Origin of the sequence: Chryseobacterium sp. ZHDP1 (assembly GCF_018603435.1) — a bacterium.
Taxonomy (GTDB): Bacteria; Bacteroidota; Bacteroidia; order Flavobacteriales; family Weeksellaceae; genus Chryseobacterium; species Chryseobacterium indicum.
The window spans coordinates 1,651,086-1,667,948 of sequence record NZ_CP075682.1 but is presented as its reverse complement, the minus strand read 5'-3'; the positions used below and the strand labels follow the sequence as shown (position 1 = coordinate 1,667,948).

Here is a 16,863-nt window from a genome sequence, read left to right as displayed (position 1 = left end):
CACCGGCACAACAAACATTTTTATTACCTGTTATGAACGGTTTACAATATGCACTGGATCTGATCGACCGCTCGTTTTCCAATGGGATCAGCCGCGCACGAAATGAAACAAGGGGGCTTGACAATGCCGTCAATACTGCCAACAGCGGGATCGGGAGGTTAAGATATACCGGACAGAGTACTTTTAGCAGCCTCGCGCAGTATGCAAAGAGTGCCGGGATTGCCATTCTTGCCGCCCTCTCCGTGGGTGCGGTGACGGGCTTCGGAAAAGAGATCACCGGGATTACTTCCAAATTCGAGGGGATGGAAAATGCCATTGTCTTTGCCTCAGGGCAGCAGGGGGCAAAAAACATGGCATTTCTTGATACGGCGATAAAAGACCTTAACCTCAATATGGAATCTTCTTACAAGGGATTTCAGACCTTAACGGGATCCCTCAAAGGGACTGCCCTCGAAGGACAGGCGACGCGGGATATTTTCGAAGCGGTCGGAATTGCCGCGTCGGTGATGAACCTCTCGGCGGAGCAGAGCGAAGGGGCATTTTTAGCACTCTCGCAAATGGCTTCCAAAGGGAAAGTTTCTGCCGAGGAACTCAGAGGACAGTTGGGGGAAAGGATTCCGGGCGCGTTGGGGATTGCTGCCCGTGCTATGGGAATGACGCAGGCACAGTTTAACGAAATGTTAGACAGTGGTAAAATTATGGCGGAGGATTTTCTGCCCAAATTTTCAAAAGAATTAAAAAATACTTTTGAGGGGGGCTTACCTGCTGCCATGAACTCGATGCAATCGGCTATTAACAGGCAGGAAAATGCCTTAACACAGTTTAAGCTTAAAACCGGAGAAACATTCCGTCCGCTGATCATTGGTGTATTGGATGCCGGAAATTACCTGTTCGGGTTCCTCTCGGAGATGATGAACTATACCGAACCGGTTAAAAATGCCCTTTCAGGGGTGGCGGAAGCTTTTCAGCCTGTGATCGACGCAATCCGAAATAGTGGCTTTCCCAAGCTTTCGGGGGAAACCAACTTTGCGAAATTGGCAATGGAAGGCATCGCCGGGGTGATCAGGTTTTTAACCCCGCTTCTGGAATTGCTTTTTAAAATTATCGGCGGGGTTGAAACTGCATTTAATTATGTCCGGAAAGCTTTAATGGAAAACATTACGGCAATGTATGAGTCAGGAAATGCGGCGCAGCTCCTTTCCAACGTCACAGGATTGCTGACGCGGGTGTGGGAGCTTATTGCTCCGGCAGTTCAGTATGCCGGTGAAATACTGGGGGGAGCTATTGGAGTCATACTAAAAGCGGTGGATGCCATTTTCGGAATTATCAACGCCTTATATGCATGGGAGAAAAAAATGACCGTCATTCAAAGAGTATTAAACGCATTTACCGGAAACGTACATTCTGTTTTTAAAAGCATTAGAGATATTGCGGTTAATATTTTAGGAGGTGTAGGCGATTTACTGGTGGGTATTTTTACCCTTGATACCGATAAAATAAAATCGGCACTCTCCAAAGGCTTTAATGTCATAAAAGAAACCGGGATTTTAATTCCTAATGCGATGAAAGGCGCTTATGAAGGATGGAATAAAGAACTGGAAAAACCGGTTAAAAAAGCCGTTAAGATCACCACTCAAAACAAAATAACTTCTGCTGCCGGTATTCCGCCGCCTTCCGGCTTGGTGCCATCGGATGGAAAACCTGCCGCAGCTTTGGATCCGCAAAACGGAGGTAACGCGAAAAGTAAAAAGGATAAAGCCAAAAATTCCCTGTCCGGTGCCGGAACCGGCGGAGACGGAAAAAAAATGATTTTCAATATTCAGTCCTTTGTTAAGGAATTGACCATTAAGACCACCAACATCAAAGAAAACCCACAGGAGATCAGAAAAGTACTGGAACAGATATTTAATGAAATGATCGCCGATATAGAAATCAGAGCCAATGCATAACCAGAATAATGCTCAGGAGTTCGACAGGCTCCGCGCAAAATACAGGAATTTTAAAAGAACCATTCCGCAGAAAGCCGCCATTACCATGGTGAATTTCTTTAAACGAAATTTTAACGTTGGCGGCTTTGTGGATGTTCCTTTCCAGAAATGGAAAAAAAGCACTTATCCCGGAGCGAGAACCACAATGGTACGTTCCGGGAATACGCGCAGGGAAATTAAAAAAATACAGGTCTCGGAATCGCGCGTGGTCGTGGGAATAGGGAACCATAACCATTATGCCAAAATCCATAATGAAGGGGGGAAAATTCTGATCACTCCCAAGATGCGCAGGTTCTTCTGGGCAAAATATAAGGAATCAGGAAAAGAATATTGGAAATGGCTCGCCCTCACCACAAAAACATATATTGAGATCCCGCAGAGAAAATTTATTGGTGATTCAAAAGCACTCGAAAAAACACTGGATCGGATGATACTGTCAGAACTTAAAAAAATAATCTCATGAGTATAAAAGGAATGGTATTTAAAGAAATATCCGACCATCTGGAGGCTCAGGTGGAGGAATTGATCTATATTGATAAAGACCGCGGGCAGATTGAAAAAGAGAATATTGTCATGGTTCCCAAACCCGCTGTTTTAATCGCTTTTATGCGTTTCGAGTGGTCAGACATGGGAAATGGAATTAAAGTGGGAAAAGGCATTGTCCGTGTGCGTGTAATTTGCGAGAATTATGCTGAAAGCTATACGGGGAGTATAGATCAGGAACTGGCATTGGCTTTTTTTGATCTTAATGAAAAGGTGGATGCCACACTGGAAGGTTTGAGCGGCACAAAATTCAGTGAATTAAAAAAGGTGGCTGACGAGGACGACCTGGATCATAACAATGTTATTGTAACGGTTTACGAATATGAAGCAACGATTACCGACGATACAAAGGCGGACTGTTCCAAAATGATTAAAGTGGATGCCGAGCCGATTGTGAAATATACTGCAAAAGAAAACCTGCCGGAAAAGCAGGTTAATATTCAATCTGATTTTATTGTTAAAATGTAATTATTTATAATAATCTTTTGCCGTGGTAACCACTATTTTTGACTGTCCGTTGGTTCCTACTGAGAGGGCAGCGACATCGGATAAAAAACGAGTCGTCACCGTCTCACCCGGCTTGGTATCTTTAAAATTGACAGCTCGGCTCCAAAAGTTTATATAAAATTTAATGATATATTCTGTGTCACCCCAGATTTCCATTTTAGTAATAATGGGATACTTGTGACTTGATACCTTCTTGTAATTTTCCTTAATGTAAATTAGTGACTGCTTTTCGTTTCCTGATATTATGTTTTTTATATATCGTCTTTGCCAAAATGTACCTGAAGCGTTACTTTTATATTTATCATCGAAGACAAACCCCATTCTGGTTAAAAGCCCTTCATAACCATAGCCTCCTTTGTTAGAGGTATCTACATTTGTCATCAGCCATTCAAAATCATTCCCCGCAGCCGCATAAATATCGTCGTTGGTTAAAGAAGTCTGAGAATAAAAAATAATTGGAAATAGTAAAAGGATTATTAGTTTTTTCATCATTACAGGTTTTTATAATGTCCGGTTTTTCTGATAATAAGCCAGATGGTATCTCGTTCCAGTGATCCTATATATTCCTCTTCCAGTAATCCCAGTGCATAATCACTGTCGTAATGTTTCGTATCTGTATAATAAGCGAAGCGTCTGCGAATACGGTCGTTTCGCTTGATTATTTTGTCCTGTTTTGTAAGTTTTACTTCTGCCATAATTACAAATGTAAAAAGTATTCTCTTTCTATGCAAGCCGGCTTTTTTTCCGGTCAGGTGATTTTAAAACTCAAAATTACCGTAAAAATACGGTGATTCCGTTTTAAGAAATATTACTTACATTTGAAGCATAATTTTAACGAAACAAGCGTAAGTTTCTATCATTAAGGTAACAGAAAACTCGGAATCTTCTATACAACCTGAAAATGATAGGCTTACGCCCGTGCATCTATATGGCGCGGGTTGTAAGTCATATCTGGTTGTAGGGCATCCGAGTGCCTCTGTTACTGATTGGCTTCAACTCTGCGCCTTTCTTTATTATTATCATCCAAAGATTATTTGCAGTTGAAATGTATTTCAATAAAATACGACATGTTCTGCCGTTCTGCGAATATATCTTTGCTGCATGAAAAAGAATAACATTTAAAATAAGCAAAATGAAAATAAACAACCGGTCAGGCTAAAAGCATTCGGCTAAATCCAAACCCAAAATATGGGGTTTTTACGGATTGCAAATAACACACAATTAAAAATATATTAGCAACTTAAATTTGATATTCACAATGAAAAAAGATTATGCAGGCGCACTTCTTTTGTGCGCACTCCTGGGAGGTTTTTCGTCTGCCCAGGAAGTGGTCTGGCAGAAAGACATCCGGTCTTCTACGCAGGACTTTCTCTCACAGGTCGTCACTACAATTGATCAACAGTATTTAATTACCGGAAGCAGCATTCGGGGTAACAGCCAAAAGATCACAGGCAGCAGCTCTCCTGCCACCTCCAGTCTGCCTTCTGCCACCTCGCAGCAGAACAACGGTTACGATTTCCATCTGGTAAAACTCAACCAGCAGGGCGAAGAGGTTTGGGAAAAATATTTCTCAGGGAAAAACCATGATTTTTTGTCGGCAACGGTCAACACGCAGGAAGGAGGGTTTCTTCTGGCGGGTTCCAGCTATTCAGGGAAAGGGCTGGATAAAAAAGACGATTCCAAAGGCGGATCGGATTTCTGGCTGATCAGAATCAATGAATTTGGCGATGAATTATGGCAGAAAACCATAGGCAGTACTGCGGATGAAGAAGCTAAGGCAGTAATTCAGACCACGGATATGGGATTCTTTGTCGCCGGAAATACAACCCTTCCCTTCGGCTCCGCTCAGGGTAAACAAGCTCAGGATCCGAAAATTAAAGGCTACGGCTCTAAAGATGTTCTGGTAGTAAGGCTGGATAAAAACGGGAAAGAATTATCCCAATTAATTTTAGGCGGAAAAGGTCTGGATGAAGTGGAAAAAATGATTCCCACCAAAGATGGAGGAGCCTTGTTAGGGATCTATTCGAGAAGCAACCTGGGCGGTTCAAAAAAGACAGAGAACTATGGCGAGGGAGACTATTATATTGTAAAGCTCAATAGTACAGGACAGATCCAGTGGGAAAAGAACTTCGGGGGAAAAGGCGACGATCATGTAAGAACACTGGCACTGACTTCAACAGGCTACCTGATCGGTGGAGAATCCAGATCGGAAAGATCGGGAAATAAATCCGTAGGTATTGAAGAGGGAACCGATGTATGGTTGGTTGCTATTGATTTAAATGGAAATGAGCAGTGGCAGAAATCCTACAATTTCAAGAACCGGGATGTTCTGATGGGAATGAGTGTGTTGCATGGTTCGGATGACAAAACTTCCAAAGGAATTCTCTTGGGCGGTTACACACAGGCGGAAGGCAGGATTGAAAATGATGACGAGACTTTCTGGATGCTGTATCTCGACCAGAACGGAAATGAGCAGTGGAGAAAGCACGTGAAAGGAGAATCCCGAAAAAAAGAGGAACGGTTATCTGATATTAAGCTGAACCGTGACGGATCAATTGTACTTGCAGGAACCAGCGCAGAGGAACTGGGGAAAGAAAACTGGAAGATCGTGAAGCTGGGTGACAGACAGGTTGACCAGCTGATCGAAAAGCAGGATATCAAGATCTACCCAAACCCGGTAACGGATTATGTGTATGTGGAGCTTGGATTTGAGGGCTTGAGAGAAGGAGCTTTTGAAGCTGAAATTGCAGTGTACGATATGGGCGGAAGAAAGCTAGAAACGGTAAAGACAAAAAATAAGATTACTAAGATCAATACCCAGCCGCTGATTCAGGGGGCATATCTGGTGGTGGTGAAAACCAATGACAAAACGGCGAATGCCAAATTGATTAAAAAATAAGACAAATGAAGAAAATAAAACTGACTGTTTTTTCCCTGTCTCTGCTTTATGGAGTGGCAGCGGCACAAAATACTGCGGTGGCAGAACCTACCACCGGATCATTATCCAATTACATCAATACGGCAGTATCTCCTGCAACGGGGGTTCCCAATATCGGTTTTCCTATTTATCAGCTGGAAAGCATCCATAAAGATCTTCCGGTAAATATTGCTTTATCCTATCACGTTTACAATGCCAAAGCCCACATCCCTGCCAGTGAGGTAGGACAAGGCTGGTCGATGTTCGCTTCAGGGATGATAACGCGGCAGATTGTCTCCGAGCTGGACGAAATTACCGACGCTTCTTTCATAAATGAAGAACAGGCAGATATCTTCTTTTACAATATCCCGGGGCATTCCGGCAAATTTAAAATACTGAAAGATGCGGCTACCGGAAATTTTATGGTCAGCAATCTTACAGGTGAAAAAATCCGGATAGATTATGAAAGAAATACCTCAAGCAGCAAATTCATTATCAATACTTTTACCATTACCGATGATCTGGGATATCAGTATCTATTTCAGGATTATAATGTAGGGGTTATTAAAGATATCAGCTATAAGAATTACAAAACCTCATTCTTTCTTACAAAAGTAAAAGATCCTAACGGCACAGAGTTTATTAATTACAGCTACGATAAAAAGATCAAATACATGGGTACGTCTTCCATCATGAAGTACCAGTACTGTAAGATCAATACCATTTCTACGGCAAAAGGCAAGCTGAAGTTCAGTTATCTTTATGACCAGATGAATGACGGAGAGATCGTGACTACCGATCCCTATACCCTTACCGCAGTAAGCCTCACCGATCCTGCAGACAGGCTGATCTCAAAATACCAGTTTGCCTACGGAACCTCGTATGTTCTGGAAGATAACCTGCAGGGTACCCCTTCGTGGAAAATCAGCGGAAGAAAGGCGCTGACCGGAATACAGAAGCTGGATAAAAACCTCTCATCAACGGAAGAAACACTTTTTGAATATGATTCATGGGGGTCTTTCAGGAAATACGGATACTATGAGGACATGCGTTACGGGAACTTTCTGTGCGAAGGAACGCAGCCTGTAAATCCTAAAAAATACACCGTAGGACTCCTGAAAAAGATCACCTTTCCTACGAAAGGATCTGTAGTGTATAATTTTGAGGCAAATATGGTATATGCAGATAAAACAGCTCCGGATTATGCTGTACAGCATCCGAATGACCTGGAAATCAATTACTACGATACCACGAACGTCATTCCTTTTGATACCAATACCTCAAGCCATTATTCCTTTACGGTAACAGGAGGCTATCAATACCTGATCCCGGGAGCCATGGAGTTTTATAATCTTACCAATCCCCATGGAGATATCATCCCTTTCACTTATACGGTGAGACATGCCGCAAACCAGACCTTAACAAAAGACAGTTCCTGCAGTACCGTTCCGATCTTTACCCTGTTCCCCGGAACCTATACGGTAAGCATGACAGGAGGAGCCAACGGCTTTCTCAGCCTCTACAAAAAGAAAACAATGCCTGCACCCTACAGGAACGAACATCCTGTAAATGCAGGGGCAAGGGTAGAAAAGATCCAGTCTTTTGACGAAAACGGGGTGCTGGTGAAAACAAAAACATTTGATTACCAGTTGTTTTCAGATGCTTCGAGTTCAGGTGGGACCTTTTTCCAGAATGAGCTTGGAGATCTCAACGGCTTTCTGCTGTATAAGAACGTAAAGGAAACGGAAATAGCAGGAACCGAAAACAACGGCTACATCAAATATTATTTCAAAACACCCAATGATTATGTATTGCCTGCCAACACGTCCTATATTCCTTATTACAATTTAACATCGCAAGGTATTCTTGAAAAAAAGGAAGTCTATAATAAACTGAATCAGAAAACCGAATCTTCCCTGTACGAATATACATTTCAGGAGATTCCGGGAGTTCCTGAAAGCTTTATTGAATTAGGAAGTACAAAACCTGCATGGCTGCAGTACAGCAAACAGACAGACATTGTCTATCCGGATAATAATTCCTCTTACGCTACCATTAAAGAAAGTACCTTCCATCCGGGCAATTTTCAGGAAATGCTTGTTAAAACGACAGCTCAGGACGGTACCGTGAGTGAAGCTTCTACAAAGTATGCCGCAGATCTGGGGAATACCCGTCTGGTAAATAAAAATATGCTTTCCGTCCCTTTGCAGACCGAAGTGAAAGCAGATGGCACCGTGATGACCAGAATTACCACAAAGTATGACAGCAGCAGTCATTTTTATCCTAGCTCTATCGAAACAACAGACCTGAACCAGACGGCGGAAACTTCCGTGACCTTCGATCTTTACGACAGCAACGGAAACCTCGTGCAGACCACCGACAAAGCAGGAAATTCCGTAACCACAATATGGGGATACCAGAACAGTCTTCCCATTGCCCAGATTGCCGGAGCGAAATACAGTGATATTTCTTCCCTTTCTGTGATCTCTGCCGCTGTATCGGCATCCAATGCCGATGCGGCAGACCCTGCCAATGAAGGAGCTTTGCTTACTGCGCTCAATGCCCTGCGCACAGATTCCCAGCTTCAGCAGTATTCCATCACGGTGTACACCTATGATCCGCTGGTTGGGGTTACCAACTCTGTATCGCCTAACGGCATCAGAAACACCTTCCAGTATGATGATTCCGGAAGATTGCTGCGGGTGAAAAACAGCGAAGGACAGGTGATTAAAGAAAATCAGTACAACTATAAACATTAATGAGCATGAAAAAAAGTTTTAATATATTCAGCCTTTTGTTTGTTGCAGGGTTATCCTATGCACAAACCACGGGGCTTTCCACAGACCATAACTTCATCTATACCAAAAACTGTCTGAATGAAGACTGCAGCCGGAAAACCGAAGCCGTACAGTATTCCGACGGGCTGGGAAGGGCGAAGCAGGTCATCAGCATCAAGGCATCCCCTAACGGTAAAGACATCGTGATCCCTTCGGAATACGACAGCTTTGGAAGACAGCTAAGATCTTACCTTCCTGTTCCGCAGACAGGAACCCAGAACGGAGCAATCTATACAGATCCGAAAGCAAACGCTGCTCAGGTTTACGGCTCTGATCCGTATTTCTACAGCGAATCGGTTCAGGAGAACGCTCCCGGCGGTAAGCTCCTTTCCCAGAGAAAACCGGGATCGGATTATCTGGGGCATTCCGTACAGTATGGCTATGGGGTAAATGCCGCAGACGAAGTAAAAAAACATACCGTAACGACCTCATGGCTGAACGGAGCAACCAGCAGTGCGGTTTCCCCTGCCGGAAACTATGGCGCAGGAGAGCTGATGAAAACTTCCGTTACGGATGAAGACGGACACCAGACCACCGAATATAAGAATGGAAAAGGACAGACCGTACTGGTAAAAAAACAGAATACGGAAACCTACTACCTCTACAACAAATACGGGCAGCTGGCTTATGTAATTCCTCCGCTGGCTGCCTCCCAGCCGTTAACGGCAACGGTGCTGGATGAGCTTTGCTACCAGTACCGCTACGACAGCAGAAGCAGGCAGGTAGAAAAGAAACTCCCGGGAAAAGGATGGGAATACATTGTGTATGATACGCAGGATCGTGTACTCATGACCCAGGATGCCAATATGGGAGCTTCCCGACAGTGGCTTTTTACCAAGTACGACAAATTCGGAAGAACGGTATACACCGGAATATTCACCAGTGCACAGAACTATGGCAGCGAAGGAAGACAGGCAGAGCAGAATACTGCCAATACTGCTGCAACCCCTCAAAACGAAAGCAGAAACCCGGGAGGATTCAGCGCCAACGGCGTAACGGCTTATTACACCAACAGCGCATACCCCACCGCGTTTACCAAGATCCTGAGTATTAACTATTTTGATACCTATCCAGCAGAAACACCTGCAAGACCTTCCCAGGTATTTGGCAAAAACACTATTGGCGATAACCTTGCCATGGCGGTGAATACCAAAAACCTTCCTACGGCTTCTTATGTAAAGAATATAGAAGACGATAACTGGACGAAGAGCTACATCTGGTACGATGAAAAAGCAAGAGCGGTAGGAACCTATGCCGTTAACCATCTCGGGGGATATACCAAAACAGAATCTCTTCCGGATTTTGCAGGAGTGGTGCAGCAGACCAGGCTTACCCATGCGAGACTGGCTTCGGATACCCCGAAAGTGATTACCCAGACCTTTGAATACGACAGCCAGAACAGGCTGAAAAAACAGTGGCATCAGGTAGACGGCAATCCTCAGGAGCTTTTGTCTGAAAATATATACAATGATCTCTCGAGGCTGATCCAGAAAAAGGTTGGCAACAGTCTGCAGAACATAGACTACACCTACAATATGAGAGGAGCCACCACCAGGGTAAACGATCCTGCCAACCCGGGAAACGACCTTTTTGCCTATGCCTTGTCCTTTTTTGACCCCTCAGACAATACCACAGGGAAATACAGCGGCAACATAAAGGAAGTAAGCTGGAAATCTGCGCAGGACAATATCCTGAGAAAATACGCATACCGCTATGACGATCTCAACAGGATGACACAGGGTATTTACTCTGAGCCCGATGCTTCTGTTCCGCAGAACAATTTCTTTAATGAAACCGCTGCGTATGATCTTGGCGGGAACATTACTTCCCTGCAGAGAAATGCTAAAGGACAGTTTTCTGCTACAGCAGAACTTATTGATAACCTTACCTATACCTACAGCGGAAACAGGCTGAATACCGTTACCGATAACTCCACCAATTACAGAGGGTATCCTGATACTTCCGGGAATACAATTTTCTATGATAATAATGGTAATCTTAAAAATCATATAGACAAAGGAATTCTGCAGATTGACTATAATATCCTGGATCTTCCAAAGTATATACAGTTCAGTGGTTATATAGACAGAAAAGGAAGACAATATGTAAACACCACATATAATTACAGGGCAGACGGATTGAAAATAAGAAAAGCGTATACTTATAAAGACTGGATTATTGCCAATACCATGACAACCACTATAACAGATTATCTTGACGGTTTCCAATACGAATCTAAGGTAGGCGGTAGCGGAACATATCCTGCAACCCTAAAATTTGTACCTACTTCGGAAGGATATTATAATTTCGAAAATAATAAGTATATTTACAGCTATACAGACCATTTGGGAAATGTGCGTTTAAGCTACTTTAAAAACACCAATGGCAGCGCAGAAGTTCTTGAAGAAAACAATTTCTACCCTTTTGGGATGAAGCATGAAGGATATAACCAGACGACCGGAAACCCTTCTTACAACTACCAATATGGCGGAAAAGAGCTGCAGAAGGAAACAGGCTGGAGCGATTTTGGAGCAAGGATGTACATGAGCGACATCGCAAGATGGGGCGTTATTGATCCTTTAGCTGAAACAACGACAAGGGTAAATCCGTATAATTATGCACTGAATAATCCTGTAATGCTTATTGATCCGGATGGGCGAAAGGCTTTTATTCCTGAAGCGGTTGAAGATAACATACCACGAGGAGGACTTGCAGACTATTACTTGAGAGGAGGAAATGGATCTTATGCATCATACAATGAGTTCTTAGGAAATGGTATGCCTTTCTTTTATAAAGGTTCCGGCTCTGATGGCGGTGGCGGCGGTGAAAACGGAGTAGACGCAGACAATTCAGATGATGTTGTTTCGGCATATTATGAGGCATTAGCTTTTCTTGGAGTAAAACAAAATTCTGGAGAATACTTTCAGGGAATAAACTTTACGCAGTTTGGCGCTACTGATTGTTGTTCCGGAGCATTGACAGGAATATTAACTCGTGGTGCAGGACTTGTTGGATCAACAACAGCACTTGGCGTAGGAGCGCTTTGGTATAGCTTTAATACAGTTTTTGGTTCTGCTCATATTCCAAATCATGCAAATTATGCTTGGAGATACACAGGAACTAAACCGTTAACTTTAGCTGATGTAAAAGCCGAATATAAAGTAAGAGAGAAAAATGATCAAACAGGTTCTTATACTATAATATTTGGAAATGATCAGAAATATCACGGTAAGGGTTCTTTGGAAAGAATGTTTGCATCAGCTATTGTAAAGATGACTACATATCAAACAACGGTAAAATCTTTTGATTGGATACCTTCTGTTTCAAATAGAGAAGCTTTTAAAGATGAATATAGAAGAATGCAAACTGATAAAGTTCCTGGTATTTATAATGAAGGATATCAGAATCCAATCAATTACAATTTAATACAATCACCAGGAAAAAAATATATCTTAATCGATGGATTCTAAAATTTATTATATTCCTAAATTTCAAGGAATATTGATTACTAGCGACTTTGCCGAAAGACAAAAGCGAATGGATATCGGTATAGACCCTAAAATAGATTACATAGAAATATTTATTTCAGATATTAATGCCTATACTTTTAAAAGTATAGGCTTTGATAAGGTGGAAAATACTTGTTTTCAAAGCGTAAAGCACATTTTTTCAAAATATAAATTTGAAGCAATTTCTTTTCATGAAACTATTGCAGATTTATCGGATGTTCTGATGGATTCTCATCATCTCATTATAGGTCAAAAATCAAAATTGAATTTATCTGAAAAAAACTTTAAAAATCTTAATGAAATTACATTTTTATCATTAAAAACCTTTAAAGGAAAAATAATAGATAAGTTTGAGAAGGTCGAAAAACTTACACTTTGGTATGAAAATCAAAAATCAAATGTTATTTTAGAGAACTTCCCTAATTTAACAGAGCTTTACATCTATAATAGTTCCGCAATAGAGCTGGACTTAACTAAAAATTCTCTAATCGAAAAATTGAATCTTCATAGGGCGTTGAAAATGGAAAAAATAATTCTACCACCAATAATACATTTAAAAAAAGTTATTATTGAAGCTTGTAATAAGTTAGATACATCCAATTTATCTGTATAAAATAGAAATTAAGAGAAATGAAAAAATATAGTATTTTGCTAATATTATTAGTTGTAGTTGCATTAGTAGCAGGGTATGTTATTTATACATCACAAGAAGAATCAGAAATACCAAAAACTGAAACAGTGAAATTAACAGGAGATCAAGAAATTGATGTTTTAATTAGTAAATTAAAGAAATCAATGGAAGATTACATGAGAGAAGCTAATCCTTCGTATTCTCAAAAAGAAGTTGACGAATGTATATCTATATTGTCAGAATATACAATAAGTATTTATAAAAGTCAATCAAAAAAAGAAGGAATGGAGCTTGTAAAATCTACAGTCTTAAAATTGAATGCTTTAAATGAGAAATGTAATTTATCTTTGATTGAAACAAATGAAAGAGAGCAAATTGCCGAAATAATCATTTTAGCAAGTCATAAAATGAAGTATAATTCTATGGATGAAGATATCACGGAAGAATGGAGAGAGTGGTAGAATAATTATTGACAAACCTCAAAGCCACCTATTTGGTGGCTTTGTTATTTTGCAGTTCAATTCTTTCTTTTTCCAGAACTTCTGCCATTATTTTGGCTTGTGCAGTACAGTCTTTTAATTCGGCTTTTAAGCTATCAATTGTTTTGTTTTTAGCTTGCAGGATTTCCTCTGTTTTCTTTTGTTCCATACAAGAAAAAGAAACTGCAGAAAGAAATAGTAAAAGATATAATTTCATCATTGTAATTTTAAGATACGGCTAAGATAGATAAAAAATTACTTCCTTATTATGCAGTAAGGAGCAATTTATAGCAGAATATGCTTGCTTTATATAAAAGCGGCAAGTTATATTTGCTTTACTAAACACCTCAATATGAGGGATTTATTTTTATTAAACAAGAAAAGAAATTATGAGAACAGCGGTTTATTTCAATCAGGCTAAAAATGAAACCTATAAATTGGATGGAGTTGCAAATATGCAGCAAGCGTACGATCTATATAAATTTGTTTGCAGTAGAAACAACTGGAACCCGACAATGTTTACCAATGATGTCATAGTAAAATTGAAGTAGGAATACTCCACATAAATAAAATACTCCCTTATTAGCTTTGCCAATAAGGGAGTTTATTTTAAATCAACCATTATTATTGTATTTATGGTATTCTAATTTTGATAAATTCGGGATTTTCCCGATAATTTTAAACGTTGAAATTGTAATTATTACAGAGCCGAAAAGTTGAGTTCTATCCTTTCAAATTTACCCTCTTCATTCTGTTTCTCGAAATCATATTGGTAACCTTTCAGAAAATTGCTGTAACTCTGTTTTAAAAGCCTTAAACCTTCTTTCCACCTTGGATCATCAAAACGCGTTTCATGGCTTAGTAAATTCATTACACTTGCATAGTCCAGATCACCTTTTTTGTTTTTTACTAAAAATCCGATCAGCATTTCAAATAAATCCTTGTCCCTCTTTTTAACGGTATCATAGAGGAAAGCGTGGATCAGTTCCAGAGCCTTGGTGCTTCTTTCATCCCAAGTGGGTTGTGTATCGCGGCGGCGTTTAATTCTTATGGTTTTGTCGCTGTGCATTAAGGTAAAGCCGCCTTTAGAATTGCTACGGATTTTTCCGTATTCATTTAATTTCTCCTGGTGTTTTTCCATCTTGGCATGAGTAAGCTTTTTCAATAAACACGATTTGCTTTCAACTTCAAGGGCTAAGGCAATCAATTCTCCCATATCACTGTCTCTTTCGGCTTCATAGGCGCGTTTTTCGTTTTCCTGTTGTTCCGTCTCCATTTTTCTTTTATGGTTCAGCACCGCTTCCATTTCTTCTGCAGACAATTCGTTAATTGGTCTTTCTAAAAGTTCATTAATATTCATAATTTGTTATTTTTGATAGTTAGTTCTTTTGTATTAAGTTGTCGATTTTCTCCTTTTTTCCGTCGCGTTTTCCATCTTTATACCCCTTATCGTAGGCTTTCTTTGATTCGCCGTTTAAAAGGGCTATATTCTTTTGATGAGCCTGTATTTGCCGCGAGACGGTTGTTGCCAAAGTGTAATTTTTCAAAATCTCGTCCAATAATTCTGTGGCTTCCATGTCCTAAAATATAAGTTTGATTAAATCCGGCTTGTATTCCGGGAAATAGTTTAAATAATTTTCAACTTCAATCCACAGGTCTAACTCCGGATCATGGAAATACTGAAAGCGGTCTTCCCCGTAATGCATCACCGGTGGCTCCCAGTTTTCATTGATGATCCACTCATACGCTGCCAGAATTTTGGGCGTTGTAGAGTTAAATTTCTCTCCTCTGTACAAATGAATCCTTACCCTTTCGCTCCAGTCTAAAAACCTGACAAGGCTGTCCAGTTGTAGAATTTTTAATAATATGTCTTTGTTCATTGTCTTTCTTATTTTATTTTGTCCCCCAGTACAGGTTTGCTTTTTCTTCATTGATCATTAATGTCCCTCCCGGGCATCTGCCGGAAATAATGGCTTTCAGCCCCTCTGCCTGAATAATAATTTTGGCAAGCTTTCTCCATGTTGTTGCCAGAGCATTGTCCGGCAGTCCTTTCACTTCGTGGCAAACCATTATTATTAATTTATTGGAATGGTTCTTTTTCAATTCTGATACCATCTTCCTTGTGATCTCGTCCCTGTAAATGGTTGAATTATCTATAAAAATGATTTTAGCGCATTTCCGGGAGCTAAAACGAGCCTGAAGCTCTGCCCACGGCTCGTAATCTATAATGTGAAATTTTTTGTCTTTGTCTGATAATCCCGCAAATTTCATGGCGGCGATAATGTCCTTCGATAATCCTTCTTCTGCGGATACATAAAGCACTTTTCCAAATGTTGTAAGGTATTTAGCCAGCATCATGGCGAAAGTTGATTTTCCGTTCTTTTCTCCTCCACCCAAGTACCAAAAACCGGTGGTTTCCGGTTTTCCAAAAGCTTGAAGCCAAAGTCCAGTAAATTCAAACAGTTTAAACACAATGGAAAACGCTTGTTTTACTGATAGTGCCTTCATTATTCCCTGACCTTTAAGAGTGTTTCTAAATATCTGAGTGATTTGATACGCCCGCCCTGTTCCCCTTTTTGCTTTCCTTCAAATGGATTGGCGACTTTGACCATACATTTTTTAACCACTTCGTTAACCTCATTTTTATTTTTCAGGTTGACATAGGCTACATCCCCGAACAGCTTTAAATAAAATTCTTTTCGTTCCTCAGGATTTTTCGGAACCAGTGTTACGAAGTCATCGGAAAGGCGGCTGAATATTTCTGCAAAGCCCACTTTATGATTGTTGATTCCTTTGGTAATTTTTGCACGTAACCCGTCAGCTCCCATTGCGTACCAAGTGCAGTTATGCTTGGTGGCGTTCATGATTCCTTTTAATTCCAAATAGGCGTTGTATTCTAAATCTCCGAACTCATCCACGCATACAAACGGACTTTCAATAATATTTAAAGCATATTTTACCGTTTCCAGGATGTCATAATATTTTCCGGTGGTATCACAGCCTAATGCGGCAGCCAGTTGCTTTACAAAGCGTATTTTAGTCTGCGACTGGGAACAATCCACATAAAACGCATTTTTCATTTTGGAGACAATATCCATTGCACAGCGTGTTTTTCCGATCCCGCAGTCATCAACCAAAATCATTGATGTTTTTGTAGCTTGGCAAAAATTGAAGTTGTCTTCCATCGCAAGGTAAACCTCTGTTTTTACCAATTTCATTTCATAGTCATTCTTTGCTGTTTGGAATTTGCTGCCTATATTCAGCCATTGTCCCAATGACAAAATATTCTCAATCATTCCATCTTTTATCTGACCGTAAGCCATGCTGTCGATACCCAATGATTTTGCGTAAGCGGTATCTGTGCCTTTGAATTTTTCCCTGCCCTTAAGTACTGCAGTACGGATGTTCTGTTTTTGTTCTAATGTTATCATATCTATTTTATTTTTGATTTG

The 16,863-nt window shown here is 40.6% G+C and carries 17 protein-coding genes; 9 read left to right on the top strand and 8 right to left on the bottom strand.

Annotated features, from left to right (window positions below; genetic code table 11):
- The first annotated feature begins 32 nt into the window (after positions 1-32).
- The 3 genes from KKI44_RS07565 to KKI44_RS07555 are packed head-to-tail and all read left to right on the top strand — an operon-like array spanning position 33 to position 2,999.
- Positions 33-1,949: a tape measure protein gene (locus tag KKI44_RS07565; RefSeq protein ID WP_214590552.1), complete on the top strand. Its 1,917-nt coding sequence runs from the start codon at positions 33-35 to the stop codon at positions 1,947-1,949.
- Complete coding sequence (locus KKI44_RS07560; protein ID WP_214590551.1) at positions 1,942-2,451, top strand: phage virion morphogenesis protein; 510 nt, start codon at positions 1,942-1,944, stop codon at positions 2,449-2,451. Before KKI44_RS07565 ends, KKI44_RS07560 begins: the two co-directional genes overlap by 8 nt.
- Positions 2,448-2,999: a hypothetical protein gene (locus tag KKI44_RS07555; protein WP_214590550.1), complete on the top strand. Its 552-nt coding sequence runs from the start codon at positions 2,448-2,450 to the stop codon at positions 2,997-2,999. Before KKI44_RS07560 ends, KKI44_RS07555 begins: the two co-directional genes overlap by 4 nt.
- On the opposite strand, the gene KKI44_RS07550 is transcribed toward KKI44_RS07555, so the two are convergent.
- Together KKI44_RS07550 and KKI44_RS07545 are read right to left on the bottom strand one after the other, a co-directional pair.
- Positions 3,000-3,527: a hypothetical protein gene (locus KKI44_RS07550; protein ID WP_139326248.1), complete on the bottom strand. Its 528-nt coding sequence runs from the start codon at positions 3,525-3,527 to the stop codon at positions 3,000-3,002.
- Between the two features lie 2 nt (positions 3,528-3,529).
- The gene (locus KKI44_RS07545) at positions 3,530-3,733 is read right to left on the bottom strand and encodes a hypothetical protein (protein WP_108409253.1); all 204 of its coding nucleotides are present in this window, start codon (positions 3,731-3,733) and stop codon (positions 3,530-3,532) included.
- Between the two features lie 563 nt (positions 3,734-4,296).
- Between KKI44_RS07545 and KKI44_RS07540 the strand changes: the two genes are divergently transcribed.
- From KKI44_RS07540 to KKI44_RS07520, 5 genes are read left to right on the top strand one after another with little or no spacing between them, the layout of a single operon-like run.
- Positions 4,297-5,937: a T9SS type A sorting domain-containing protein gene (locus KKI44_RS07540; RefSeq protein ID WP_214590549.1), complete on the top strand. Its 1,641-nt coding sequence runs from the start codon at positions 4,297-4,299 to the stop codon at positions 5,935-5,937.
- Between the two features lie 5 nt (positions 5,938-5,942).
- Positions 5,943-8,714, top strand: a complete 2,772-nt coding sequence (locus KKI44_RS07535; RefSeq protein WP_214590548.1) for a hypothetical protein — start codon at positions 5,943-5,945, stop codon at positions 8,712-8,714.
- Positions 8,715-8,719: 5 nt separating this feature from the next.
- Positions 8,720-12,262 (top strand): DUF6443 domain-containing protein, encoded by a 3,543-nt coding sequence (locus KKI44_RS07530; RefSeq protein WP_214590547.1) that lies wholly within the window; start codon positions 8,720-8,722, stop codon positions 12,260-12,262.
- Positions 12,252-12,914: a hypothetical protein gene (locus KKI44_RS07525; protein ID WP_214590546.1), complete on the top strand. Its 663-nt coding sequence runs from the start codon at positions 12,252-12,254 to the stop codon at positions 12,912-12,914. Before KKI44_RS07530 ends, KKI44_RS07525 begins: the two co-directional genes overlap by 11 nt.
- A gap of 17 nt (positions 12,915-12,931) precedes the next feature.
- Positions 12,932-13,393 (top strand): hypothetical protein, encoded by a 462-nt coding sequence (locus tag KKI44_RS07520; RefSeq protein WP_214590545.1) that lies wholly within the window; start codon positions 12,932-12,934, stop codon positions 13,391-13,393.
- A 28-nt stretch (positions 13,394-13,421) separates the two neighbouring features.
- Here the strand turns inward: KKI44_RS07520 and KKI44_RS07515 are convergent, their stop codons facing one another.
- Complete coding sequence (locus tag KKI44_RS07515; RefSeq protein WP_214590544.1) at positions 13,422-13,631, bottom strand: hypothetical protein; 210 nt, start codon at positions 13,629-13,631, stop codon at positions 13,422-13,424.
- A gap of 169 nt (positions 13,632-13,800) precedes the next feature.
- Here KKI44_RS07515 and KKI44_RS07510 point away from each other — a divergent pair, with 169 nt between their 5' ends.
- On the top strand, positions 13,801-13,962 hold the full coding sequence (locus KKI44_RS07510) for a hypothetical protein (RefSeq protein ID WP_214590543.1): 162 nt from the start codon (positions 13,801-13,803) through the stop codon (positions 13,960-13,962).
- Positions 13,963-14,111: 149 nt separating this feature from the next.
- On the opposite strand, the gene KKI44_RS07505 is transcribed toward KKI44_RS07510, so the two are convergent.
- Genes KKI44_RS07505 through KKI44_RS07485 form a run of 5 tightly spaced genes read right to left on the bottom strand, consistent with a single transcriptional unit; the run spans position 14,112 to position 16,842 of the window.
- Positions 14,112-14,771 (bottom strand): DUF3164 family protein, encoded by a 660-nt coding sequence (locus tag KKI44_RS07505; RefSeq protein WP_076396786.1) that lies wholly within the window; start codon positions 14,769-14,771, stop codon positions 14,112-14,114.
- Between the two features lie 19 nt (positions 14,772-14,790).
- Positions 14,791-14,988, bottom strand: coding sequence for a hypothetical protein (locus KKI44_RS07500; RefSeq protein WP_076396784.1), 198 nt, complete (start codon positions 14,986-14,988; stop codon positions 14,791-14,793).
- Between the two features lie 3 nt (positions 14,989-14,991).
- On the bottom strand, positions 14,992-15,291 hold the full coding sequence (locus KKI44_RS07495) for a hypothetical protein (RefSeq protein WP_214590542.1): 300 nt from the start codon (positions 15,289-15,291) through the stop codon (positions 14,992-14,994).
- A gap of 13 nt (positions 15,292-15,304) precedes the next feature.
- Positions 15,305-15,919 carry an ATP-binding protein gene (locus KKI44_RS07490; protein WP_108410301.1) on the bottom strand — a complete coding sequence of 205 codons (615 nt, stop codon included), beginning with the start codon at positions 15,917-15,919 and terminating at the stop codon, positions 15,305-15,307.
- Positions 15,919-16,842 (bottom strand): hypothetical protein, encoded by a 924-nt coding sequence (locus tag KKI44_RS07485; RefSeq protein WP_214590541.1) that lies wholly within the window; start codon positions 16,840-16,842, stop codon positions 15,919-15,921. The genes KKI44_RS07490 and KKI44_RS07485 overlap by 1 nt, the downstream gene beginning before the upstream one ends.
- Positions 16,843-16,863 lie beyond the last annotated feature (21 nt).